Origin of the sequence: Corynebacterium tardum, assembly GCF_046717785.1 — a bacterium.
In the GTDB taxonomy this organism is placed as follows: Bacteria; Actinomycetota; Actinomycetes; order Mycobacteriales; family Mycobacteriaceae; genus Corynebacterium.
In genome coordinates, this window is record NZ_CP177104.1 from 2,616,124 (window position 1) to 2,639,137 (window position 23,014).

Consider the following 23,014-nt stretch of genomic DNA (forward strand, 5'->3'; position numbering starts at 1 on the left):
GAAAAAAGCGCCATCCGGCATACACCAACCACAACACGCATACGACGTATCACAGCCACAATGATCAAAAATCAACCAACACAAAAAGTACATTGGCACACTATTGAGTTCTCACACATCATCATCACCACACAGCCATACGGAACATCTTTCGATGAAACGCAGTACTGCGAGTAAAGAAAATCTTTGTTTGTCAGGGCCTGTTTTCCTACCGCCACTCTCCAAGAACTCTCGTTCCTGTGGGGCGCTGTCGGTCGCGCTGACCCACATAAAGTTACACATGGCCTCCATAAAACACAAACATGCACTTCATTGAAGGTTTTCAACCCCTCAAGAAGTGCACGTAATTGACTTTATAGCGCTTGTCTGCGAGCAGTTTCTAGCTCGCGCCAAACCACCCCATGAGACCCGGGCTGAAGACGTTGGTGTGCTTCGCCATTGCCGGGTAGACCACCATCCACGCGAGGTAGATGATCGCCATGCCGGCAAGCGCCCAGCCCACGGCAATAGTGGAGTTGATCAGCCAGGTAAGAAGCAAGGCGGCAATGAGTGCGGCAAGGACAACCGTGTAGCGCCAGGTCTGCCTATCAGTAATGGCAAGACTCAGGAGGAGTGAGGTTGTCGCGAGAAGCACGACGGTGAATCCTGCAAGGTTTCCCGTCACCACGGCGAATATCAGGTCGGCCGCGACCGCTAAAGCCACCGGGATCAGGGTGCACAGCAGCGTGGTTTTAACCCAGGCAGTACGGGGCAGCCCAAAAGCCACCGCGTCTTTCAGCGAGCTACGCACTGCATCCATCACTAATGGCAAGGCAATCATCGTGACAATGGCGCCGCCGAATCCGATTCCAATATCCCACAGTTTGTTGATCAGGAAGGTCACCAGGGCCGCGAGGGCTATGCCCAGTACCGTCCACAGCCACGCGCGAACTTGCGGGCGCAGAACGATTTGCGAAGCTGGGGAAGCGGAGAATAGGCCGGTTGAAGAATCACCATCGCTGCCAGCGATAAGGGAGCGTGCCGTCATACGCGATGGTTCGAACTGCTTCATCATGCAGACTATCCATGCCAGCACCGGTGCAATGAGGACCCACCAGGGAAACGCAAAAGGTGCGCTGACAAGAATGAGCACAAGCGCAATAGAGGCATTGAGCCTCCGATGCCCGTTCCACACGCGTGTACTGAGACCAAAAGTGAGGTAGCGCGAGAAGTCAGGTTGGGAAAGGTAAAGCATGAGGGGCATAAAGAGTGAGTAACCGATGGCCCAACCAGTTCCACTGTCCCGCCCTAGAAGCGGCAGGGCAATAATCCATATCGCGTAGATAGCGCTGAATGTAGAAAGCGCCATGTGCCTATAGAGCTTCATCGCCCCTCCCCCAATGCCAGTACTGCCTGCTCAAGGGAAACCTCAGAAGCCCGCAATCCCATCTCCTGCGCCATGTCGAAGACGTTGGTGGTGTGGTTGGGGCGGGCGTCGACAAGCGCGCGATCCGCTACGGCAGAGCTTTCGCGCTCGAGCACCGGAAGGGACAGGCGCCCCAAGGCGCGGTCCATGGCCTCGGCAGGTCCGGTGAGCTGGACGACGCCCTCAATGAACTCATCAATCGGACCAGACAAAGGGCTCTCCCCCATCAGGGCCACCGTGTCGAGCAAACCGGACAACTCGTTGAGGTGATGGGTTGAAACAATAATGGTGCGTCCGTGTTCTTCGCGCAGGACGTCGTAGAACACCTCACGTTTCGCAACATCGAGCCCGAGGTAAGGCTCATCCAGAAGCATGATGGGAACCCCCGAGGCCACCGCAACGATGAAGCTCGCCGCCGACTTTTGACCACGGGACATTCCCGAGTAGTTCTTCATCGGAAGCTCAAAGCGCTCGACCAGCTCTTCGGCGCGCTCTTTATTCCAGGTGGACCAACGCAGACTGGACACGGTGAAGACCTTCTTCATGTTCCAGCCTTCGGGCAGGGGGTTATCAATTCCCATGAGCACCACTTTGTTGAGCACCTTCTCATTGTCGAAGGGTTTCTCACCGTCGACCGTGATACCGGAACCACCCAGTTGACCGGCAATTTTGCGCAACAGAGTGGTCTTACCAATGCCATTGGGGCCGACAAGCCCGTGGGTGAGGCCGTCGCTGAATGTGAAATTTGGGGTCTTAATCATGAGTAGAGTCCTCGGCTTTCTGCGACTAGGTCTATGAGGTCATGGAGTTCCTGGCGGGTGTAGCCCAGGTGCACGGCTTCGTCGATAAGGGGCGCGGCGTACTCGGCCGCAAAGTCCTGGCGACGGCGCGCACGGATAAGTTCGGCCGCGCCCGAGGTGACGAACATTCCGATGCCACGGCGCTTTTCCAGGATTCCCAGGTCCACGAGGAGAGTCAGGCCCTTGCGGGCGGTGGCGGGGTTGATGTTGTGGAAGGCGGCGAGCTCATTCGTGGACGGAGCCTGCGCCCCTTCCGCGAGGGTGCCGTCAATCACAGCATCCTCAATGAGCACCGCTATTTGGCGGAAGAGCGGTTGTGCAGAATTGTCCATGCACTCTCCCTCATTGGTTGGTTACTCATGTAACTAACCATATAACCAGGCCCATATCCGCCGCAAGGGCTCCGCCCGAAAGGCTCACGAACTGGGATTTTCCCAAAGGTTATCGACGTTTTGTGGCCAATGGGGCACACTGGATAGCACCGGCCTTAGGCTGGAGACCTCACGAAAGTGACACAAGAAAAATTAGTTAGAAACAATAGAACGGAATTTAGGAGCCATGCTTGAACGAACACTTGTCTTCGTTGACACCTCATACCTACTTGCAAGTTTCTACAACTCCTGGGAGACGGGTGCGCGAGCGCAGCTAGAAATCGATTTGCCGGAGGTCGTTAGCTCCCTCGGCTGCATGATTGAGAACCAAATTGGCAACCGGATCCACCGTCAGTACTGGTACGACGGCATCCCCGATACCGGCCCGCACCGCTACCAGCGCGCGCTGCGCGTGTGCGACGGCGTACAGCTACGCACCGGCCAGCTCATCGAGTGGGGCGAGCGCCGCACGCAGAAGGCCGTGGACACGCGCCTCGTTGCGGACATGATTGTCTCCGCCATGCAGGGCCAGGTCACTGACTTCGTGCTGGTCTCCGGCGATGCCGACATGATCCCCGGCGTCCAGGAGGCCGTGAACAACGGCGTGCGCGTCCACCTCTACGGCTTTGGCTGGGACTCCATGTCTTCCGCCCTGCGCCACGCGTGCGATTCCACCACCATCCTCGATCCGCGCGAGGACTTCGCCGACGCCATGGAGCTCGAGGTCCTGGAGGGCCCGCTGCCGCCGACTATTCGTGAGCCCCGCGCTGAGGGCGCCGAGACCCCCGAAGGCACAGAGACCCCAGAGACCCCAGCGAACACAGATGCCTCAGGTGACGGCGCTGAGACCGCGGGTGAGGCGACCAACGCAGCGCTTGGCGACGCTTCCGGGGACACCGACTGCACCGAGCCCACCGAGGCGCAGGCCGCCTTCCCGTCCGCGCCCAAGCCGGGACCGGCCACCCCGTCCGCTGCTGCGCCCGCCGCTCCCGATGCCGCGACTGCCGCCGGCCCCAATGAGGCCGTGGAGCCCGCCGGTCAGGAGAGCGCTCCCGCGGCCCCGAAGCCCGGCGCGCCCGCGCCCAAGCCCGCCGCCCCGAAACCTGCGGCGCCGAAGCCCTCCATGATGGCCCCGCGCCGCAAGCTGCGCTCGAAGTACGTGCCGCTACCGGAAGAGGTGTGGACCTCCGCCGGCTTCCAGTCCCCGTTTGATGTGGGCCAGCAGTACGCATCGTGGTGGTTCGACAACGCCGCAAGCTCCGACCAGCGCGACCAGGCGCACCTGCTCTCCGGCGGCGGACTGCCCCCGGAGATCGACCGCCCGCTCCTGCAGTTCGCGTGCGAGACGCTGCACGAGTACACGCTGACTGAGACCCAGCGCGTCAACCTGCGCGATGGCTTCCACTCCGGTATCCGCGGCGTGCTCATTAACGTCCGCCGCCAAGACGGCTAGCTCTTTCCCCTAAAACACGTCGAGGGACCTTCCACGCGCCTTACTCCCGCGCTGTGGAAGGTCCCTTCGTGCTCCGTGCTAGGTGCTCCGTGCGGGAACTACTTGTCGTCCTCGCCGGCCTCCAGCTCCTTGTTCTTGGCTTCCCCGGCCATCTCGGCACGAATCTCATCCAGGCGGGAGGTTGCGCGCATGTCGTGGCCCGCGGCCGCGATCTCCTGGATGCGGTCCCCGCCGGAGGCCTGGTGCAGCTCCTGTGCGCCGAGGGCATCCGCGTAGCGCTTTTCAATCTTCGCGCGCACCGAGTCCATCGTCGGCGTGGAGTCATCCGGCTTGAGCTCGTTCATCGAGTCCATAGCCTCGGCGTTCTTCTCCTGCATCGCCGCCTGGTCCGCCTGCGCCCGCAGCTGATCCACCTGGGCCAGCTGTTCCTTAAGGCGGGCCTCGGACTGCTGCTGCTGCGCCTTGGCCTGCTCGGCAGCCTGGCTGGCGGCCTGGTACTGGCTCTTGACGCCCTCCAGCTCGTTTTCTACCGCGACGAGCTGGCTGGCCACGACCTCGGCGGCCTTGTTGTACTCGGACGCCTCCTGCGGATCCTTAGCGGCATCCGCCATCTCTAGGGCTCGGCGCGTCTGGTCCTGGTAGTCCTTCTGGGAGTTGACCAGACGGTTGAGCTGCATCTCCAGCTGCGTCTTGCGGCCGATGATCTCAGCGGCGTGCTCAGAAATCTGCCGGTGCTGCTCCTTCGCGGCGTCAACGGCCTGCTGGATCTGCACCTTCGGGTCGGCGTTCTCGTCGATCTTCTGATCGAAAGAGGCCATCACGTACTTCCAGCCCTTGCTGAACGGATTTGCCATCGCCTTACTCTCCTTAGAACGTGGTCACTATTAAAAATGCGCTTTCCTGCGAGTGTAGCGATACTCGCAGGAAAGCGCGCGAAGTGCGGGAAGGCCGCGGAAGGAAACAGCGAAAACCGAAAACTAGGCCTCGTCGCCCTTCTGCTCCTCCACCTGGGCGCGAACCTCATCCATGTTGAGGTCCTTGATCTGAGAAATCAGATCCTCCAGTGCTGCCGGCGGCATGGTGCCAGCCTGGCGGAAGACCAGGATGCCATCGCGGAAGACCATCAGGGTCGGGATGGACTGAATCTGCAGCTTCACCGCGAGGTCCTGGTTGGCCTCGGTGTCGAGCTTGGCAAAGGTTGCTTCCGGGTGCTCCTCGGAGGCCTTCTCAAAGACTGGGCCGAAGCGCTTGCACGGGCCGCACCACTCCGCCCAGGCGTCGACAAGCGTAATGCCCTCACCGGTAACGGTTTCCTCGAAGGTTGCCTCAGTGATGTCGATAGTTGCCATGAGTATCTCTCCCTTATCGCAATGACGTTGATTAGTAGGTTCGTACTCACACAACGGTACATGAGGCTGGGCTATTCCTTGCCGCTATACCCCTAGGGGGTATAGCATGGTCCGTGGAACAATTCCCACCAGAAAGGGGTCCTCTCATGGCCACCAAGAACTACACCGTCACCGGAATGACCTGCGGGCACTGCGAGATGTCCGTGAAGGAAGAAATCGGCGAGATTGCCGGCGTCACCGACGTCACCGCGGATCACGCCACCGGCGCCGTCACCGTCACCGGCGAGGGCTTTAGCGACGCACAGGTCGCCGCCGCTGTCGACGAGGCCGGCTACCAGCTGGCCTAAGCACACCATGACCGTCAGCACCCAGCCACAAGGCCCCCTCGCGCACCTCGACCTCGGCGTCACCGGCATGACGTGCACCTCCTGCTCCGGGCGGGTGGAGCGCAAGCTCAACAAGGTCGACGGAGTCGAGGCCACCGTCAACTTCGCCACGGAATCCGCCTCCGTGAGCTACGACCCCGCCACAACCACGCCCAGCGACCTCATCGAGGTTGTCGAAGGCGCAGGCTATGGCGCCTTCACCATGGGTGGTGAGGATGAGGGGAACTCGGCGCCCACTACGACGGAATCCGCCCGTGATGCCGAAGCCGCCGACCTGCTGCAGCGCACGCTCATCTCCGGGGTGTTGTCAGTGCCGCTCATGGTGCTGTCCATGGTCCCGGCCCTGCAATTCCAGCATTGGCAGTGGGCGTGCCTGGTGCTCGCGACCATCGTCTACATCTTCGGCGGCGCGCCCTTCCACCGGGCCACCTGGGCCAACCTCAAGCACGGTGCGGCCACGATGGACACGCTCATCACCTTGGGCACCACTGCCGCGTATGCTTGGTCACTCTATGCCCTTTTCCTGGGCAACGCCGGCATGCCCGGCATGACCATGCACATGACGCTGCGCTCCAACAACGCCCAAATGGACCACATCTACCTCGAGTCCGTAGGCATGGTCATCACCTTCCTGCTCCTCGGACGGTGGTTTGAGGTCAAGGCAAAGGGACGTTCCTCCGAGGCTTTAACCACCTTGCTCACCATGGGGGCGAAAGAAGCCACGGTTCTGCGGGGAGAGTCCGAACAACGCATCCCTGCCTCTGACCTGCGCGTGGGCGACATCATCGTGGTTCGCCCTGGTGAGAAGATCGCCACGGATGGTGTCGTCACCGCCGGCCACTCCGCAGTTGATGAATCTTTGCTCACTGGCGAATCTCTCCCCGTTGAGGTCTCCCCAGGCAGCCGCGTTACAGGCGCGACCATCAACGCCTCCGGCCGCCTCGAAGTGCGCGCCACGCGCGTCGGTTCCGATACCGTCTTGGCCCAGATGGGCAAGCTCGTCACCGATGCTCAGGCGTCGAAAGCCCCCATCCAGCGCTTGGCCGATCGCATCGCGAGTGTCTTCGTCCCCATCGTCATCGGTATCGCGCTGCTGACGCTCGTCGCGCACCTCTTTGTCGGCGGCATGGCCCCAGCATTCGTCGCCGCCGTCGCCGTCCTCATCATTGCGTGTCCGTGCGCGATGGGCTTAGCAACGCCCACCGCGATCCTCGTCGGCACCGGGCGCGGCGCCGAACTGGGAATCCTTATCAAGGGCCCGGAGATCCTGGAATCGACCCGGCAGATCGACACCATCGTGCTCGACAAGACCGGCACCATCACCGAGGGCCGCATGTCAGTCACGGAGGTAGCCCCCACGGCTGCAGCGAGCCTCACCGAGGATGATATCCTGCGCCTCGCCGCAGCCGTGGAGAAGGGCTCCAAGCACCCCATCGCTCGCGCCATCGTTGGCGCCTACGAGGGAGAGCTGCCCGCCACGGACGCTTTTGAAGAACTGCCCGGCCAAGGTATCGAGGCGACTATCGACGGCTCCCGGATTCGCGTCGGCCGTCCGCCGGCTGGTTACCAGGGCACGGGCACGCTGGTCGGCGTCTACGTCGACGGTGACGTTGCCGGAACCATCGAGCTGCACGATCGCATCAAGGATTCCTCCGCGACAGCCATTGCACGTCTGAAAGAACTTGGTCTCGAGCCCTACCTGCTCACCGGAGATAATGCTGGCGCAGCGCGTGCCGTAGCCAGCGAGGTTGGCATCGACCCGTCAGACGTCCAGGCAGAGGTCATGCCCGAGGACAAGGTGGATGCCGTCAAACGCCTGCAGGCGGAGGGGAAGGTCGTGGCCATGGTGGGCGATGGCGTCAATGATGCCGCTGCACTTGCCCAGGCCGACCTTGGTATTGCCATGGGCGCTGGCGCAGACGTCGCCATCGAGGCTTCCGATATCACCGTGATGAACAACGATCTGCGCTCGGTGGCCGATTCTGTACGGCTCGCCCGACGTACGCTGCGCATTATTAAGGGCAATCTCTTCTGGGCTTTTGCCTACAATATTATTCTTATCCCCGTTGCCGCGTTCGGCCTGCTCAACCCGCTTCTCGCCGGCCTGGCCATGGCGTTTAGCTCCGTGTTCGTCGTCACGAACTCGCTTCGCCTGAGAGGTTTCACCTCAGCGGAGTAGATTTACTGTGCATGAACCAACTTGACCATCGCACAATCTCTCGCACCGAGCGGCTCGACCGCCTACCGGTTACTCCCAAACACAAACGCCTCCTCTTCGGCTCCGGAATCGGTTGGGCCCTCGACGCCATGGACGTGGGCCTCATCTCCTTCATCATGGCCGCCCTCGCCGTGCACTGGGGCATCACCCCGACGGAGTCCTCCTGGCTCGCCTCCGTCGGCTTCCTCGGCATGGCACTGGGCGCGACCTTCGGCGGTCTGCTGGCGGACAAGTTTGGCCGCCGCCACGTCTTCGCCCTCACCCTGCTGGTCTATGGCCTGGCTACGGGAGCCTCCGCGTTAGCCACCGGGCTCGGCGTCCTCATCGTGCTGCGCTTCTTCATCGGCTTAGGTCTGGGCGCGGAGCTGCCAGTGGCCTCCACCCTCATCTCCGAGTTTGCGCCCCTGAAGGTGCGCGGCCGCATGGTGGTCCTACTCGAAGCCTTCTGGGCCGTGGGCTGGATTCTGGCGGCGGTTATTGGAACGTTCGTCGTGGGGGCGTCGGAAAGCGGCTGGCGCTGGGCCCTCGCCTTCGGCATGGTGCCGGCACTCTACGCCTTGTTCGTGCGCCTCCACTTTCCAGAATCCGTCCGCTTCCTCGAATCGCAAGGCAGCCACGAGGAAGCCGAGGAGGTCGTCGCGTCCTTCGAAGCGGAAGCCGATGAGGCCGACATCGACCACAGCACGCCCGCCCCGACCTATTCGGAAGAGGACGTCACCGCCACCAGCATCTGGTCGAAGAGCCTGCGCGGTCGCACCGTGGCGCTGTGGGCCATCTGGTTCTGCGTCAACCTCTCCTACTACGGCGCCTTCATCTGGATCCCGTCGCTGCTCGTGGCCGATGGCTTCTCCCTGGTGAAGTCCTTCAGCTTCACCCTCATCATCACCCTGGCCCAGCTGCCCGGATACGCCGCGGCCGCGTGGCTCATTGAGGTATGGGGCCGCCGCAGCACCCTGGCCACCTTCCTGGTCGGCTCCGCCCTCGCGGCGGGCCTCTACGGCATGGCGGGCTCCGAGGCCACCATCATTCTGGCCGGCTGCCTGCTCTCCTTCTTCAACCTGGGCGCGTGGGGCGCCCTCTACGCTATCGGCCCAGAGCTCTACCCCACCGCCCTGCGCGGCCGGGGCACCGGTGCGGCCGCCGGCTTCGGCCGCCTCGCCTCCATCCTCGCCCCGCTCATCGTCCCGCCGCTCGTCGCCGCCGGCGGTGTAGGCTGGCTTTTCGTACTCTTCGCCGCCGCCTTCGCCATCGCGGCGCTTGCGGCGTTGTGCCTCCCAGAGCTGAAAGGAAAGGCGCTTGCTCGCTAGGATTTCACTGCCCGCGTGGGTGGCCGTCATGGTCGCGCTCACCACGCTCAAGCCCTTCTACCAGATCGGCTACCTGTGGAACCCCGACAAGCAACGCGTACGCGACCTGCGCCTCGTGCCGCTCGACGAATTCTCCGGCGGCACCTGGTTCGGCCCGCTCTTTGAATACGCGGGCAACACCGCCTTCTTTATCCCCTTCGGCATGCTCGTCTTCGGACTCTGCCGCTCCTTGCCGCGCACTACCGCGTGGGGCTTCGGGCTGAGCCTAGCCTTGGAGATTGTCCAGTACTCCTTCGCGCTCGGGCGCACCGACATCGACGATCTTCTCTTTAATACCTTGGGCGCGTTCATCGGCGCCGCGTGCGCCCGCCTGTGCGGCGAGCGCTTCTTCCCCGTTTGGCGCTGGCTAGCACTCGCCGCGGCCGCCGTGTTTGTCGTACTGGTCATCCTCGGGCCTCGGCTCGGGGACCCCGCCGCAGTGGTGGAGTTGTAGTTCTCCCCCCGCCTTAGCCGTGGGCCATGTTGACGAACTTGGAGTAGTGCAGCTGGTGGGCCACCTTCACGGTATCAATGGGGCCACCGCGGTGCTTGGCCAAGATGATGTCCGCCTCGCCCGCGCGAGGATCATCGCGGTCCTGTGAATCCGGGCGGTAGAGCAGCATAACCATATCGGCGTCCTGCTCCAGCGAGCCGGACTCACGCAGATCCGCCAGCTGCGGCTTCTTATCCGTACGGGACTCCGGGCCACGGTTGAGCTGCGAAATCGCAATCAGCGGCACCTCGAGCTCCTTGGCCAGCAGCTTAAGCTGACGCGAAAATTCCGAGACCTCTTGCTGGCGGGACTCGACCTTCTTGCCCGAGGACATCAGCTGCATGTAGTCCAGCACGATGAGGTCGAGGCCGTGCTGCTGCTTGAGCCGGCGGGCCTTGGAGCGGATCTCCATCATGGTGAGGTTCGGGGAATCATCAATGAACAGTGGTGCGTCCTGGATGCGGTTGAGCGTGTCATCGATCTTGGCCCAGTCCTCAGTAGAAACGCGGCCACCGCGCATATCCGTCAGCTTCACCTCTGCCTCCGCAGACAGCAGACGCATGACAATCTCCGAGGCGGACATCTCGAGGGAGAACACCACCGAGGTCTTGCCGTGCTGCAGGGAGGCAGAGCGCATGAAGTCCATGGCGAGCGTGGACTTACCCACGCCCGGACGGGCCGCGACGATGATCATCTGCCCAGCACGCAGGCCGTTGGTGAGGTTATCCAGGTCAATAAAGCCGGTAGGCACACCGGCATCCACGCCGTTCTGCTGCAGGGAGGCGAGCTCATCAATGGTGGGATCGATGAGGTCACCCAATACGCGGTAGTCGTCCGTGTTCTTCTTCTGCGCCACGCCGAAGACTTCCTGCTGCGCGCGGTCCAGCACCGCGTCGACCTCGAGGTCCTCGGAGCCCTCAAAGCCCAGTTGCACCACGCGCGTGCCGGCATCCACCAGCTTGCGCAGCACCGCCTTCTCCGCCACGATTTCCGCGTAGTAGCGCGCGTTCGCCGCCGTGGGGACGGTGGCGAGCAGCGTGTGCAGATAGGGCGCGCCGCCGACGCGCTCCAAGTTGTTGTAGCGGTCCAGGCGGGAGTTCACAATCACCGCGTCGATGTCCGTGCCCGCGGCGTAGAGATCAATCATCGCCTGATAGATCAGCTGGTGCGCCGGGTAATAGAAGTCATCCGGCTCGAGCTCCTCGATGACCTCCATCACCGTGTTGGGGCTGAGCAGCATCGCACCCAGAACGCCCTGCTCCGCCTCACGGTCCGCCGGCGGTTGACGGAACTCGCCGTAGCGCTTCGGCTCCTCCTGCCAGCGGAAGTTGCGGCGCGGTTCCTCCTCCGCGGGTTCGGGCGGTGGCGGCACGGAATCGTCGTCAAAGCTGGCGTTCGTCATAGTTCATCGACCCCCAAATAACAGTCATTGTTTTAAGTACACATCAGTGTAGCCGAGCCCCCGGACACTCCCCCTTGGGTATAACTCTCACAGTTATCCACAGTGGCCTGTGGAATTACCAGCTCATGGCGTCGGCCGTTTCCGTCGGCCGAGGTCAGCCCTGTGGATAACCTTTCAGGCCCATGACCTGCGACAATAAAACACGCAGGTCACAGCATGTTTTTGCAGGTGTGAAAAAGTGCACATAAGCCGTGGAAAAGTACGACTATTCGGCCAAAATTGCCGCTACCAGCGGGTTAACTTCAAGCAGCGTGAGTAAACTCACCGTAAACTCGGCGCAGCTTTATCCACAGAATGCGCGAGTTATCCACAGGCGGCTGCCGCGCGTCCGGGGCAGTGATTCCACGTGCGTGGGGACCGCCGAATTGTGCCTACACATGACTAAGGGCCGCGCTCCTCTCACCACCTCACATGGTGGGAGGAGCGCGGCCCTGAAGCCTTGCTGTTGTCAGTGGGTCACCGCGCGCTGCCTCACAGCGCCTCACACACTGGGGGCTACGCCGGCGACCGTCGTGCGCCTTAAATCTTAGGCAGCGACGACCGAGAAGTTCACCTTGCCGAGAACCTCAGCGTGCAGCTTGAGCTCGACTTGGTAGTTGCCGGTCTTCTTGACCAGGCCCTTGGGAAGCACAACAATGCGCTTGTCCAGCTTCGGACCGCCAGCGGCGGCAACGGCGTTCACGATGTCCTCTGCGGACACGGAGCCGAAGAGCTTGCCAGACTCGGAGGTCTTCACGGGGACGTTGACGTCCTTGAGCTCCTCCAGCTGGGTGCGGATCTCGCGTGCGTGATCCAGGTCGCGGATCGCGCGAGCATCCTGGGCGCGCTTGATGCCCTCGATCTGCTTCTCAGCACCGCGGGTGGCAACGATAGCCAGACCGCGCGGAAGCAGGTAGTTACGTCCGTAGCCGTCCTTAACCTCAACAATTTCGCCGGGGGCGCCGAGGTTCTCAACGGCAGCGGTGAGGATCAGCTTCATGATCCCTGCCTTTCAATTGAGTTAAATGAATAATTGCGTGACAGTCTTAGAACGGGGGTTCTGCATCTGCACCGCCGAAGCTTCCCGCCTGGGGTGCCGAATTCCACGGATCATTGCTAGGAGCCGACTGCTGCTGCGACTGCTGCGGGGCCTGGGACTGGTTTCCGGAGAAACCACCCTGGTTGTTGCCACCGCCGTAGTTGTTGCCGCCGCCGTAATTGCCGCTACCTTGCTGCTGGCCGCCGCCGTAGTTGCCACCGTTGCCGCCGTTTCCGGACTTGCGGGTGACCTGAGCGGAAGCGTAGCGCAGGGACGGGCCCACCTCATCGACCTCGATCTCAAAGACGGTGCGGTTCTCGCCCTCACGGTTCTGGTAAGAACGCTGGCGCAGACGGCCAGTGACGATAACGCGCATGCCCTTGGTCAGGGTCTCCGCAACGTTCTCTGCGGCTTGGCGCCACACGTTGCAGGTGAGGAACATGGCCTCGCCGTCCTCCCACTGAGACGTCTGCTGGTTGTAGCGACGCGGGGTGGAGGCAACGCGGAAGTTAGCTACCGCGGCACCTGCCGGGGTGAAGCGCAGTTCCGGGTCAGCAACGATGTTGCCGACAACCGTAATGTTGGTATCTCCCTGAGCCATGTCTTTTACTCCTTAAATATTGGTTACGTGGATTCGCGAAGAAATGCTCGAAACCCAGTATCCGCTATTTGCTGTCGGTGCGCAGAACCTTGGTACGCAGAATGGAGTCGTTCAGGTTCAGACGACGATCGAGCTCGAGCACCGAGTGGGACTCGCACTCCAGGTCAACGACGGCGTAGATGCCCTCTTCCTTCTTGTTGATCGGGTACGCAAGACGGCGCTTGCCCCACACATCAACCTTGTCGACTTTGCCGCCATCCTTGCGGATAGCCTCGAGGAACTTGTCCAGGGACGGGGTTACGGTGCGCTCATCCTGATTGGGATCCAGAATGATCATGACTTCGTAGTGACGCACGGACCTCATCACCTCCTATGGTCTAGTAATTGGTATCGGCCATATCACCTTTGCGGATATGGCAGGAGGGTCTGTTGCGTCAAGCAACCCCCACACAGTACCGCATTGACCGGCGGAAAAGAAATCCGCGACTCCGGGTGCTAGCTGCGCATCGTGGTGGCGAAGAAGATGGCGCTGCCCGCGGGAATCACCGTGAGGAACAGCAGCGCCAGCAGGCCCAGCACCAGGGGCCACGCCCGGTCCTCCGAGCGCTGGTACAGGTAGTAGGCGCCCAGCACGCAGAAGAACCCCAGCGTGATGGACACGATGCCGATGAGGGTGAGGATCATCGCGCGAAGTCCCCCACCAACGGGTCCCGCCCGCCGTGCGCGGCACGCACCTTGTCTTCGGACTTGCCCCACATCTGTCGCAGGACCAGGACGCCGATGGCCACGATGAAGCCATCACGGGTCAGCACGGCCAGATCGAGCATCTCCTGTGGCAGGCCCTTGTTGTCGCTTCCTAGCATGTGCCACATGAGGATGGGCCACACTAAGGCGTCGGCAAGCGCCCAGCTCATGATGAGACGCCAGCGCGGCAGCGCCAGCACCGCCGGCACCAGCAGCCACAGGGAGTACTGCGGAGACCACACCTTGTTAAAGAGCAGGAACGCCATGACGATGAGGTAGATCATCTCGCCGACGCGTGGGGTCCGGGGTGCTCGCAGGCCCGCCACGGCGATGGCCGCGCAGCAGGCCAGGAAGCCCACGAGGGAGAAGGTGTTGAGGAAGTCCGGCTCGAAGTTGATGCCGAAGATACGGCTGAGCACCGCGTAGATGGTGGTCCACTCGGCGCCGCGCTCCTGATTAAGGCGGAAGAACTCACGCCACGCGTCCGGGTACTTCAACGCAATCGGGACGTTGACCACGAGCCACGCCAGCACCGTGCCGCAGAGCATCTGCAGGAACGGCACCCAGCGCCGGTTGCGGATAGCCAGGACGAGGAAGGCGCCCAGGATGAACAGCGGCCAGAGTTTAAAGGCGGTACCGAGGCCCACCAGCACTCCAGCGAGCCAGTTCTTGTGCTTAGTCACCGCGTAGAGCGCGCCCACCATAAACGCAATGGAAGGGATGTCCCAGTTGGTGAAGGCGTGGATAACCACGAGCGGGCTCGCCGCCATGAGGATGGTGTCCCAGGCGCGGTTGCCCGTCAGGCGGAAGACCATGACCACAGTGCCAATCCACACCATGGCCATGATGAGGGCGGTAAGCCCGAAGTACCAGCTGACCTCCGCCATGCCGAGCCACTTCACCGCCGGGTAGGTGGTGCGCGCCAGCCAGCCGACGCCGCCCTGGAACATGCCGGCGAGCACCGGGTACTCCATGTAGCGGGTCAGGCCATCCTCTACCCACGAGTACGCGTAGGGGAAACCCGGCTCATCCAGGCCACGCCCGCCATAGAGCGGGACGATGTCGTTGTAGCAGAAGGAGGTGTACTGGCGGTTGCCGTCCCAGTTCAGGCTGATGGTCCCGTCGTCGGCCGCGCGGCTGCCGGCGCAGGTGGCCTTGCTCAAAAAGCCACAGGCCAGGAAGGTCCACGCCAGGGTGATGACCACCCGCAGGGGTGACCACCAGCTCGAACGGGGAATGCGGGCGAAGCGCCCCAACGGTCCGCCCACGGCAGCGACGGCGCCGCGGGACAGAGACTCGGAGGAGAGCGGGATTAGCTTCTGGCTCACCACGTTCTCCTATTGGTTGAGTAACTGATCTAGGCCATCGCCTATGAGTTCTTCAATGTTCGGCTGCTGCGGTTGCTCAGGCTGCGCCGGCTGGGCCGGTTGTTCCGGAGCCGGGGCGGGGTCACCGCCGTTCTCTCCGCCGCCTTCGCCCTGGCCGTCCGTCTCGGGCGCGGGGTCCTCGCCACCCTCCGGGGTGACGGCTTCCGGCGCCGCGGGAGACTGCGTCCAGCTCTGGGTCTGGCTCGGGTCGTAGACGTAGCCGGAGCCCCAGGAACCAACGCCGTAGTTGATGGGGTAAGCCTGCGGGAAGGCCTGCTGTTCGACGTCGACAAGCGAGGTGTCCAAGATGGACTTCCAGATCCTCGTCGGAGCGTCGGAGCCGTACATGATTCCGCCGGAGCTGTTGTAGATAGCGGAGGTGTTGTCCGCAGTACCGACCCACACGGCGGTGGCCAGCTGCGGGGTGGAGCCGACCATCCAGGCGTCCTTGTTCAGACCAGAGTCACCCAGCTGGGTCGTACCCGTCTTAGACGCCGACGGGCGCCCGCCCGCCAGCGCGCCGTTGGACCACGCAGCCACCGGGCCCATGGCCTTCAGAACGTTGTTGGCCACGTTGGCGGAGACGCGGCGCTCACCGGCATCGGTCGGGTTCTCGTAGAGGACCTCACCGGCTGAGTTCTCCACCTTCTCCACGAAGTGCGGCTGGTGCCACACGCCCTGGTTCGTCAGCGTTGCCATGGCGGTGGCCATGTCGAGCGGGCGGGACTGGTACTGGCCCAGGACCACGCCCTCGAACGGGGTGCCGCCGTTCTCCGTCAGCGTCTTCTCGATTCCCGGCAGGCTGCGCGCCACACCGAGCGCGTGCGCCATGTCCGCGGTGTCCTGCATCTTGTTTTCCAGGTCATCCTGGAGGCGCAGGAAGGAGGTGTTGTAGGAGTTCTTCAGCGCCTCCGCGATGGAACAGGTACCGCAGCCACCGCCGACGTTGTTGACCGTCTGGGATCCCGGCAGCTGATACGGCGCCGTGGAGTAGTTGGTCTCCAGCCCGATGCCCTGCTGGAGGGCGGCGGCGAGCGCCATGATCTTAAACGTCGAGCCGGTCTGCAGCGGGGAGTTGGCGTAGTCCCAGCCGTTGGGATCATCGCCACCGAAGTAGCCGCGAACCGCACCCGTCGCCGGGTCGATGGTCACGGCTGCCGTGCGGGCGTCATCCTGCAGAGGCTCCAGCTGGGCGTGGGCGGCGTCGGTCGACGCGTTCTGCACCGTCATGTCGATGGTGGTCGTCACCTTGAGGCCGCCGGTCGCCACCTGTTCCTCCGTGATGCCGACGCGGGAGAGCTCATCAATCACCTGGTTCTTGATGTGACCGTAGGCGCCCGGCGCCTCGGTGTAGGCGGAGTACTCGGACGGATCGCGCGTCTGCGGGAAGGCCATCTGCGAGCGCTCGGCCTGGTCCAGGTCTCCCATCTCCACCAGGCCATCCATGACGTAGTTCCATCGTGCCTGGGAGTCTTCCTCATCGACCCACGGGTCGAGCACGGACGGGGACTGAATCAGGCCGGCGAGCATGGCGCCCTCCTCCACCGTCAGGTCCTTGGCGTCCTTATCAAAGTAGGCGTTGGAGGCTGCCTCGATGCCGTAGGCATTACGGCCGAAGTAGACGGTGTTGAGGTAGGCGTTGAGGATCTCTTCCTTGGACCACTCGTTGGTCATCTTCACGGAGTAGATGAGCTCGCGGATCTTGCGCACGTAGGAGTACTCGTCGCCCACCAGCGTGTTCTTCACGTACTGCTGGGTAATGGTGGAGCCACCACCCGCGGTGCTGTCACCGGTGAGCTTGCCCAGCACCGCGCGGCCCAGGCCGGTAAAGGAGAAGCCGGAGTTGGTCCAGAACTCGCGGTCCTCCGCGGCGAGCACGGAGTCCTCCACGTAGTCCGGGATCTCATCCAGGCTCACCTGGCGGCGGTTGCCCTCCGGCGGGACGAGCTTAGCCAGCTGGGTCTGGCCATCGCCGGCGACGATGGTGGAGACCTGGCTGGCCTGCACGTCCTTGGGGTCCGGGACGTCGTACTGCGTATACGCGTAGCCAAAGAGAGCCGCGGGGACGGCCACGATCACCAGCAGGGTGACGAGCACGATCCACGGCCACCTGCGCTTGCGGTGGCCGGAGCGCTTGGCCTTTGTCGGCGTCGCCTTCCTATGGCGCGATGGCTTTTGCTGGGACGTTTCCTTTTCGGTCACTGATCCGTGTCCTCATCAATCCTGTACAGAAACTGTAAATATATGCAGCTTACCGGGGTGAACTGGGAAGCCAAAACTAACCTAGAGCATAGACGGTGGCGGCCCGCAGCAGATGATTCCAGCGGCATGCCGGGCACACTTCTACGTCATGGACGGTAAATTCCAGCCCCTCGGCCGCAATGTCGGCGATTTCCCGCTCGCGGCGCGCGCTTCCTGAGCGCCGCCCCAGCGCATCGCCGTACACCCAGTGCGTCAGGCGCAGGCCCTGGCCGCAGACCGGGCATGCCTTGTGCATGTCCACGCCGTGGTGTTCGGCAGCGGCTCGGAGAAGAAAGTCCGCGTCACAGAGCTCGTCCCGGCCCAGCTTTCCCGCCTGAAAGTCGCGCAGGTGCTGGGCGCGTTCCCACTCATAGGAGACTTCGTTGCGGCGCTCCACATGCTTTGACGGTGAATTCACCCGGGACAGTGTAATGGTGCGCGGCCCGGCGATCTAGGCCACCGGCAACTACTTCTCCACGCAAAAGCTAATTTTTTAGTGGACGAACTACCGCCGCAACCCACAAATCGCTACACTTATTTTCCATGAGTGAAGAAAACGTGGAGTCCCCCACCTCCTACGAGGAAGCCCTGGACGTCGCCCGCCAGATCCAGCCCTCCCTGAACAAGCTGATGCTAATTTTCCAGCGCACCACCGAGGGCACGTCATTGACCACGTCGCAAGTGTCCATCATGAACCAGTTGTGCCTGCGCGGCCCGTCACGCGTGAGCACCATCGCCCAAGCGGAGCTCATTCGCATGCCCACCGCGTCGAATGCGCTGTACCAATTGGAGCGCCACGGTTTTGTGGAACGCCACCGCGATGAGAAGGACCGCCGCGGCGTGCTCGTGGCCCTGACCCAGCTGGGCGAATCGGAGCTGACCATTGTCTCCCGCCAGCGCGCGGCGGCTTTGGCAGAGATTCTCCGCTGGCTCGAGCCGGAGGACATTAAGGACGCTGACCTGCTGGTGAACCTGATCTCCAAGCTGGCGGATGTTTACCACCCCATCATGGACGGTAAATAGACCTTTCTGGAGCCATTTTTCGGATTTTATTTTTCTGCCTGCAGGGGTTGATAATACTGATAACACTAAGGAAAACAACTCCGAAACTTTAGGTGAATGGCTAAGAAATCTCCGTGCCCGTCCGAGGCTTCTCTTCCTAGTGGGGTCCCGAGCACCCCGATCCGCATCCTCGTGTCGTGGAGCCCCAGCTCCGCGGGCACTGAGGCGATCGATTTCGCAGCGTGGCTAGCGCGCACCACCGCAGTAAAGATTCGGGTGGTCTCCACCATCTCCCAGCCTTTTACGGTGACCTCCCTAAGCAAGCTCACCGGCTCCTACAAGAAGTGGTTTAAAAAGGAGCGCGGGAAGTGCGAGGAGGCCGTGCGCGCGGCCCTCGACCACGCCGGCGTGGACAAGTCCCAGCTGGATAAGAACGTCTCGGTGCTGGTGGCCGGCCCGGACCGCCCCCAACTGCTGGAGGAGATGGCGCAGGACTTTAAGGCAGACGTCATCTTGTTGGGCGCCAACCAATCGGCGCCGAAGGGCCGCTTCTTCTCCGGCTCCACGGCGGACGCCCTGCTGCACTATTCGCCGCTCCCGCTGGGGCTGAGCCCCCGCGGCATCAAGCTCTCCAAGCACGGCGTGACCCGCATCAACTTCGCGTTTACGGACCGCGGCGTGGACGACGATCCGGCGCTGCTGCGCGCAGCATGCGTGGCCAACCACGCGGGTCTGCCGCTGCGCATCCTGGCGTTTTCTGCCAAGGGGCTTATCGACGTCCCCCTGGAATACTCCGATACCTTCCCCGCCGACGCTCCGAATTGGCGCGAGCATTCGCTTTCCCTCTTGGACCGCGCCCACGACATCGTCTCCGAGCACTTCCCGGAGCTCGACGTCACCACGGCCATCGGCAGCGGCAACGGCTGGGCCGGCGCGGTGGACTCGCTGAAGTGGAAGAAGGGGGACCTTCTGTGCTTGGGTTCCTCCCCCATGGGCCCCATTGCCCGCGTCTTCATCGGCAGCACCGCCACGGAGCTGTTGCCGCACGTGCGCGTTCCCGTGCTGGTCAGCCCCACCAGCACGCCTGACACAGCCGCCGCAGACTAAGCGTTAGACTACACAGCATGGCAGCAGAGCACCCCGAGAACGACCTCACCTCAGACGAAGTCAGCGACGCGGACTACACCAACCTGCGCCGCCCGGAGCCGCAGACGTTCGACGAGCTTGCCGACGCCCCCGATCCCCTCGCCGTCGCCGCCGCGAACCGCCGCTCCACCCGCCAAGCGCTGTGGTTCATGGTGGGCATTATCGCGGCCTCTGCCGTCTACGCCCTCATCCTGGTCGGCATCCTGAAATTTACCGGCGGCGGTCAGGAGTGCCACTCGGCGGAGCTGGCCGCGTGGCTGTGCACCAAGCAGCAACGCACCATCTACGCCACCACCACGGTGGTGCTGCCCTTCCTGGGAATGATCGGCTGCGCCGTCATCATGGTGCGCAAGCTAAAGAGCTACGTGCGCTGGCGCGGCTGGATGGCCATCTTCTGGGTGATGGTGGGCCACTTCATGCTCTGGTGCATCACCGACATCCAGATTCTGCTGGCCCCCGAGCTCTAGGACTCCTGCGCAGCCCGCGCCAGGCTGGCCGCAACCTCCGCGCAGTCCTCACGCCCGCAGTGCTGGGTTTCTACGTGCTGGATGCAGTCATCACAGATGAGCACTTGCTGCCGGCAGGTGTCCTCGTTGATGCAGTTGTGGAAGGTGTTCGTCCCCTTCCCGCAGTGCACGCAGTGACCCAGCTGAATGAAGCCCGGATCCTCCAGGCCCTGGCCAAACTCGTGGTGCATGCGCTTGTCAAAGACGTACATGGAGCCTTCCCACAGCCCGTCGTTGCCGTACTTCTCGCCGTAGCGCACGATGCCACCATCAATCTGGTAGACCTCACTAAAGCCGCGGTTCTTCATCAACGAAGACAGGATCTCGCAGCGAATACCGCCGGTGCAGTAGGACACCACCGGCTTATCCTTCATCCAGTCGTACTTGCCGGATTCGAGCTCCGCGATGAAATCGTGCGTGGTCTTCACGTCCGGGACGACGGCATTTTTGAACTTGCCGATTTCCGCCTCCATGGCGTTGCGGCCGTCGAAGAAGACGACCTCATCGCCGCGCTCTTCCACCAGCTTGTTGACCTCTTCCGGCTTCAGGTGCACCCCGCCCCCGACGACTCCGTTCTCATCCACCTTGAGCTCGCCCGGCGCGCCGAAGGCCACGATCTCCTCGCGCACCTTGACCGAGAGGCGCGGGAAGTCCTCCGCCCTACCCTCGGACCACTTGAACTCCATCTTCTTGAAGCCCGGGTACTCGCGGGTCTCACGCACGTAGCGCTTGCAGGCGTCCATGTCGCCGCCCACAGTGCCGTTGATGCCGTGCTCCGAGATGAGGATGCGGCCCTTCAGTCCCAGCTTCTCGCACAGGGAGCGCTGCCACAGCATGATGGCGGTGGGGTCCTCGATGGGAGTGAAGCAGTAATAGAGGAGAATCTTGCCAATAGTCACGCTCGCAAGTCTAGGCCCCGCAAAGAGCAAAGCCCCAAACCCCCAGACCTGGAACCCGAAACATGCAGTTCAGCGTCGCCAAGCGCTTGCCGACGCCCCACCACCCACCAGGGCGGAATCAAGCGGTGGATGCGCCACGCTTGAATAGTTCGTTTAGTATTTCACGTGGGGTTGCGCCACCGAGGATTTGCCGGGGAGTTTCGTTGAGCTCGTTTTGCACCCACGCGACATGTTCGGGTGCGACGGTGGCAAAGTCGGTTCCTTTTTTGTAGAACCGGCGCCTGATCTCGCCGTTGGTGTTCTCGTTGGTTGGTCTCTGCCACGGTGAGTGCGGGTCGCAGAAGAAGACCTGGCAGCCGTCTTTGATCTGGACTTGTGCTGTGACAGCCATTTCCACCCCTTGGTCCCACGTGATGGTCTTTAGCTGCTCGATGTTGAGGTCTTTGACCATGTTCTGCAGGGTTGCGACCACGGTGTGTGAACTGTGCTCATCGGGAAGGCGCCCAAGCAGGGTGTAACGGCTGGTGCGCTCTACTAGGGTAATCAGCGCGCTTTTGCCACCTTTACCAATGACAAGATCGCCTTCCCAGTGCCCGGGGATAGTCCTGTCATCAGCCTCCGGGCTGCGGTGGGTAATCTCAGCACCTTTGATCCAAGGGCGACCAGTTAACACGCCAGCGTTTCGGGCACGACGTTTGCGGGTTACGCCGCCGCGGATAAGTACGTCTTTGGTCTTCATGACTTCTTCAAGCTCGGCGCGCAGGCTGCCTCTGCCTTGAATGTACAAGGCACTGTAAATGAGAGTGTCTGATGGTTTGTGTGTGGGTACCTAACCTGCATGAGGAGATGGACCAGAATGACTACCGTGGCACGACGAGATCCGGCTGATAAGGCCAAGATTGATGCGATTGAAAAGAAGCTGCTTGCTAACCCTGAGATCGCGAAGCTGATTGATGACCTAGGCACGTCTACAACGGATGCCAATGACCTGGTTCGCGGCATGTTGCAGGCCTCGATTACCAGGGGGCTCAATGCTGAAATGGATGCCCATTTGGGCTACGAGTCTGGCGACAGGAGCGCTAAAGCTGCTGCCGGGACAGACAATTACCGCAACGGGTCGTATCCAAAGACCGTGGATTCTAACTACGGGCCAGTAACCGTTGATGTCCCGAGGGATCGGGCTGGTACATTCTTGCCGACTATGGTTCCTAAAGGTTCTAGGCGCTTGACTGATGTCGATGACATGATCGTCAGCTTGTATGCCGGTGGGATGACAATTAGGGACATCCAGCACCATATGGCAACGGCGATGAGGGTTGATATTTCCCATGAGACGATTTCCGCAGTCACCGATGCTGTCCTCGATGAGGTCATGGTCTGGCAAAACCGCCAGCTAGATGAGTTCTACCCGGTCATTTTCCTGGATGCGTTGCGCATTAAAGTCCGTGATGGTGGCCGAGTGGTCAACAAGTCCGCGTACATGGCAATCGGTGTGGATCTTGACGGTATCAAGCACATTTTGGGATTGTGGATTGCCAAAGAAGAAGGCGCTTCATTTTGGGCGCAGGTATGCGCCAATCTTTCTAACCGTGGGGTCAAAGACGTCTTTATCGTCTGCTGTGACGGGCTTAAAGGCCTGCCTGAAGCAGTCGAGGCAACGTGGCCGAACTCTATGGTGCAAACCTGTATCGTGCACCTGATTCGTGCAGCTAACCGGTGGGTAGCCTACGGGGATCGCCGGGGCGTATCGGCTGCGTTGAAAAAGATTTACACCGCCGCGGATGAGTCCACAGCTAAGGCTGCCTTAGACGATTTTGAAGCCTCTGAATTGGGAGAAAAGTATCCACGCTCAGTCAAGGTCTGGCGAGATGCTTGGCAGCGTTTCGTACCGTTTCTGCAGTTCCCACCAGCGGCCAGAAAGGTTATCTATACGACGAATTCGATTGAATCATTCAACAATGAACTGCGTAAAGCTACCCGCAACAGGGTGCAGTTCACCAACGATGAATCAGCGCTGAAGACGCTGTGGCTGATGATCTGCAATATCGAAGACAAACGCGCTGCAAAGAGAGCAAAGCAGGGCAAACGAGTCTCAGCGACAGCCGGCAGACTCATGGAAGGAGCCCGAGTTTCCGGCTGGAAACAAGCTATAAACCAAATGGCCGTGGCCTACCCCGACCGCTTCGACAAATACCTATAAACCTAGC

The 23,014-nt window shown here is 61.9% G+C and carries 23 protein-coding genes and 1 pseudogene; 9 read left to right on the forward strand and 15 right to left on the reverse strand.

Translation table 11 applies throughout. The features are described 5' to 3' along the window. Positions 1–379: 379 nt before the first annotated feature. Genes ACLI1P_RS12495 through ACLI1P_RS12505 form a run of 3 tightly spaced genes read right to left on the reverse strand, consistent with a single transcriptional unit; the run spans position 380 to position 2,537 of the window. A complete protein-coding gene (locus ACLI1P_RS12495; RefSeq protein ID WP_411709039.1) occupies positions 380–1,366 on the reverse strand; it encodes a hypothetical protein in 987 nt (328 codons plus the stop codon). After that, entirely contained in the window at positions 1,363–2,166 is an 804-nt protein-coding gene (locus tag ACLI1P_RS12500; RefSeq protein ID WP_411709040.1) for an ATP-binding cassette domain-containing protein, read from the reverse strand. The genes ACLI1P_RS12495 and ACLI1P_RS12500 overlap by 4 nt, the downstream gene beginning before the upstream one ends. Then, complete coding sequence (locus tag ACLI1P_RS12505) at positions 2,163–2,537, reverse strand: GntR family transcriptional regulator (RefSeq protein ID WP_411709041.1); 375 nt, start codon at positions 2,535–2,537, stop codon at positions 2,163–2,165. Before ACLI1P_RS12505 ends, ACLI1P_RS12500 begins: the two co-directional genes overlap by 4 nt. 226 nt (positions 2,538–2,763) lie before the next feature. On the opposite strand from ACLI1P_RS12505, the gene ACLI1P_RS12510 reads away from it, so the two are divergent. Beyond that, complete coding sequence (locus tag ACLI1P_RS12510) at positions 2,764–4,029, forward strand: NYN domain-containing protein (protein WP_411709042.1); 1,266 nt, start codon at positions 2,764–2,766, stop codon at positions 4,027–4,029. A 98-nt stretch (positions 4,030–4,127) separates the two neighbouring features. Here ACLI1P_RS12510 and ACLI1P_RS12515 read toward each other — a convergent pair whose 3' ends face one another. Next, on the reverse strand, positions 4,128–4,883 hold the full coding sequence (locus ACLI1P_RS12515; protein WP_411709043.1) for a PspA/IM30 family protein: 756 nt from the start codon (positions 4,881–4,883) through the stop codon (positions 4,128–4,130). 123 nt (positions 4,884–5,006) lie between these two features. Next, entirely contained in the window at positions 5,007–5,378 is a 372-nt protein-coding gene (gene trxA / locus ACLI1P_RS12520) for a thioredoxin (protein WP_411709044.1), read from the reverse strand. 146 nt (positions 5,379–5,524) lie between these two features. Here trxA and ACLI1P_RS12525 point away from each other — a divergent pair, with 146 nt between their 5' ends. The 4 genes from ACLI1P_RS12525 to ACLI1P_RS12540 are packed head-to-tail and all read left to right on the forward strand — an operon-like array spanning position 5,525 to position 9,782. After that, a complete protein-coding gene (locus ACLI1P_RS12525) occupies positions 5,525–5,725 on the forward strand; it encodes a heavy-metal-associated domain-containing protein (protein WP_296134345.1) in 201 nt (66 codons plus the stop codon). A gap of 7 nt (positions 5,726–5,732) precedes the next feature. Next, complete coding sequence (locus tag ACLI1P_RS12530) at positions 5,733–7,943, forward strand: heavy metal translocating P-type ATPase (protein ID WP_411709045.1); 2,211 nt, start codon at positions 5,733–5,735, stop codon at positions 7,941–7,943. Between the two features lie 11 nt (positions 7,944–7,954). After that, the gene (locus ACLI1P_RS12535; RefSeq protein WP_411709046.1) at positions 7,955–9,289 is read left to right on the forward strand and encodes an MFS transporter; all 1,335 of its coding nucleotides are present in this window, start codon (positions 7,955–7,957) and stop codon (positions 9,287–9,289) included. A gap of 28 nt (positions 9,290–9,317) precedes the next feature. Next, positions 9,318–9,782 carry a VanZ family protein gene (locus ACLI1P_RS12540; protein ID WP_411709725.1) on the forward strand — a complete coding sequence of 155 codons (465 nt, stop codon included), beginning with the start codon at positions 9,318–9,320 and terminating at the stop codon, positions 9,780–9,782. 13 nt (positions 9,783–9,795) lie between these two features. Here the strand turns inward: ACLI1P_RS12540 and dnaB are convergent, their stop codons facing one another. The 8 genes from dnaB to ACLI1P_RS12580 all read right to left on the reverse strand — a co-directional run bounded on the left by dnaB (position 9,796) and on the right by ACLI1P_RS12580 (position 17,651). After that, positions 9,796–11,223, reverse strand: a complete 1,428-nt coding sequence (gene dnaB, locus ACLI1P_RS12545; RefSeq protein WP_411709047.1) for a replicative DNA helicase — start codon at positions 11,221–11,223, stop codon at positions 9,796–9,798. A gap of 586 nt (positions 11,224–11,809) precedes the next feature. After that, positions 11,810–12,262, reverse strand: coding sequence for a 50S ribosomal protein L9 (rplI, locus tag ACLI1P_RS12550; protein ID WP_296134352.1), 453 nt, complete (start codon positions 12,260–12,262; stop codon positions 11,810–11,812). 46 nt (positions 12,263–12,308) lie between these two features. Continuing rightward, positions 12,309–12,902 (reverse strand): single-stranded DNA-binding protein, encoded by a 594-nt coding sequence (locus tag ACLI1P_RS12555; RefSeq protein ID WP_411709048.1) that lies wholly within the window; start codon positions 12,900–12,902, stop codon positions 12,309–12,311. Positions 12,903–12,966: 64 nt separating this feature from the next. After that, on the reverse strand, positions 12,967–13,257 hold the full coding sequence (gene rpsF / locus ACLI1P_RS12560) for a 30S ribosomal protein S6 (protein WP_296134355.1): 291 nt from the start codon (positions 13,255–13,257) through the stop codon (positions 12,967–12,969). A gap of 140 nt (positions 13,258–13,397) precedes the next feature. Then, complete coding sequence (locus ACLI1P_RS12565; RefSeq protein ID WP_411709049.1) at positions 13,398–13,586, reverse strand: hypothetical protein; 189 nt, start codon at positions 13,584–13,586, stop codon at positions 13,398–13,400. Continuing rightward, entirely contained in the window at positions 13,583–14,974 is a 1,392-nt protein-coding gene (locus ACLI1P_RS12570) for a glycosyltransferase family 87 protein (RefSeq protein WP_411709050.1), read from the reverse strand. Before ACLI1P_RS12570 ends, ACLI1P_RS12565 begins: the two co-directional genes overlap by 4 nt. A 9-nt stretch (positions 14,975–14,983) precedes the next feature. Continuing rightward, positions 14,984–17,215 (reverse strand): transglycosylase domain-containing protein, encoded by a 2,232-nt coding sequence (locus ACLI1P_RS12575; protein ID WP_411709051.1) that lies wholly within the window; start codon positions 17,213–17,215, stop codon positions 14,984–14,986. 76 nt (positions 17,216–17,291) lie between these two features. After that, entirely contained in the window at positions 17,292–17,651 is a 360-nt protein-coding gene (locus tag ACLI1P_RS12580) for a DUF5318 family protein (protein WP_373692302.1), read from the reverse strand. A gap of 146 nt (positions 17,652–17,797) precedes the next feature. Between ACLI1P_RS12580 and ACLI1P_RS12585 the strand changes: the two genes are divergently transcribed. The 3 genes from ACLI1P_RS12585 (at position 17,798) to ACLI1P_RS12595 (ending at position 19,869) form a co-directional block, all read left to right on the forward strand. Next, positions 17,798–18,277 (forward strand): MarR family winged helix-turn-helix transcriptional regulator, encoded by a 480-nt coding sequence (locus tag ACLI1P_RS12585; RefSeq protein ID WP_411709052.1) that lies wholly within the window; start codon positions 17,798–17,800, stop codon positions 18,275–18,277. Positions 18,278–18,373: 96 nt separating this feature from the next. Continuing rightward, positions 18,374–19,363: a universal stress protein gene (locus ACLI1P_RS12590; RefSeq protein WP_306508141.1), complete on the forward strand. Its 990-nt coding sequence runs from the start codon at positions 18,374–18,376 to the stop codon at positions 19,361–19,363. Positions 19,364–19,380: 17 nt separating this feature from the next. Further along, positions 19,381–19,869 carry a hypothetical protein gene (locus ACLI1P_RS12595; RefSeq protein WP_306508140.1) on the forward strand — a complete coding sequence of 163 codons (489 nt, stop codon included), beginning with the start codon at positions 19,381–19,383 and terminating at the stop codon, positions 19,867–19,869. Here the strand turns inward: ACLI1P_RS12595 and ACLI1P_RS12600 are convergent. Both ACLI1P_RS12600 and ACLI1P_RS12605 read right to left on the reverse strand, forming a co-directional pair. Next, positions 19,866–20,807, reverse strand: coding sequence for a rhodanese-related sulfurtransferase (locus ACLI1P_RS12600; RefSeq protein ID WP_306508139.1), 942 nt, complete (start codon positions 20,805–20,807; stop codon positions 19,866–19,868). The genes ACLI1P_RS12595 and ACLI1P_RS12600 overlap by 4 nt on opposite strands. A 118-nt stretch (positions 20,808–20,925) precedes the next feature. Further along, positions 20,926–21,618 (reverse strand): annotated as a pseudogene (locus tag ACLI1P_RS12605) (IS30 family transposase); the annotation flags it as partial. 45 nt (positions 21,619–21,663) lie between these two features. On the opposite strand from ACLI1P_RS12605, the gene ACLI1P_RS12610 reads away from it, so the two are divergent. After that, the gene (locus ACLI1P_RS12610; RefSeq protein WP_411709053.1) at positions 21,664–23,007 is read left to right on the forward strand and encodes an IS256 family transposase; all 1,344 of its coding nucleotides are present in this window, start codon (positions 21,664–21,666) and stop codon (positions 23,005–23,007) included. The last annotated feature ends 7 nt before the right edge of the window (positions 23,008–23,014 follow it).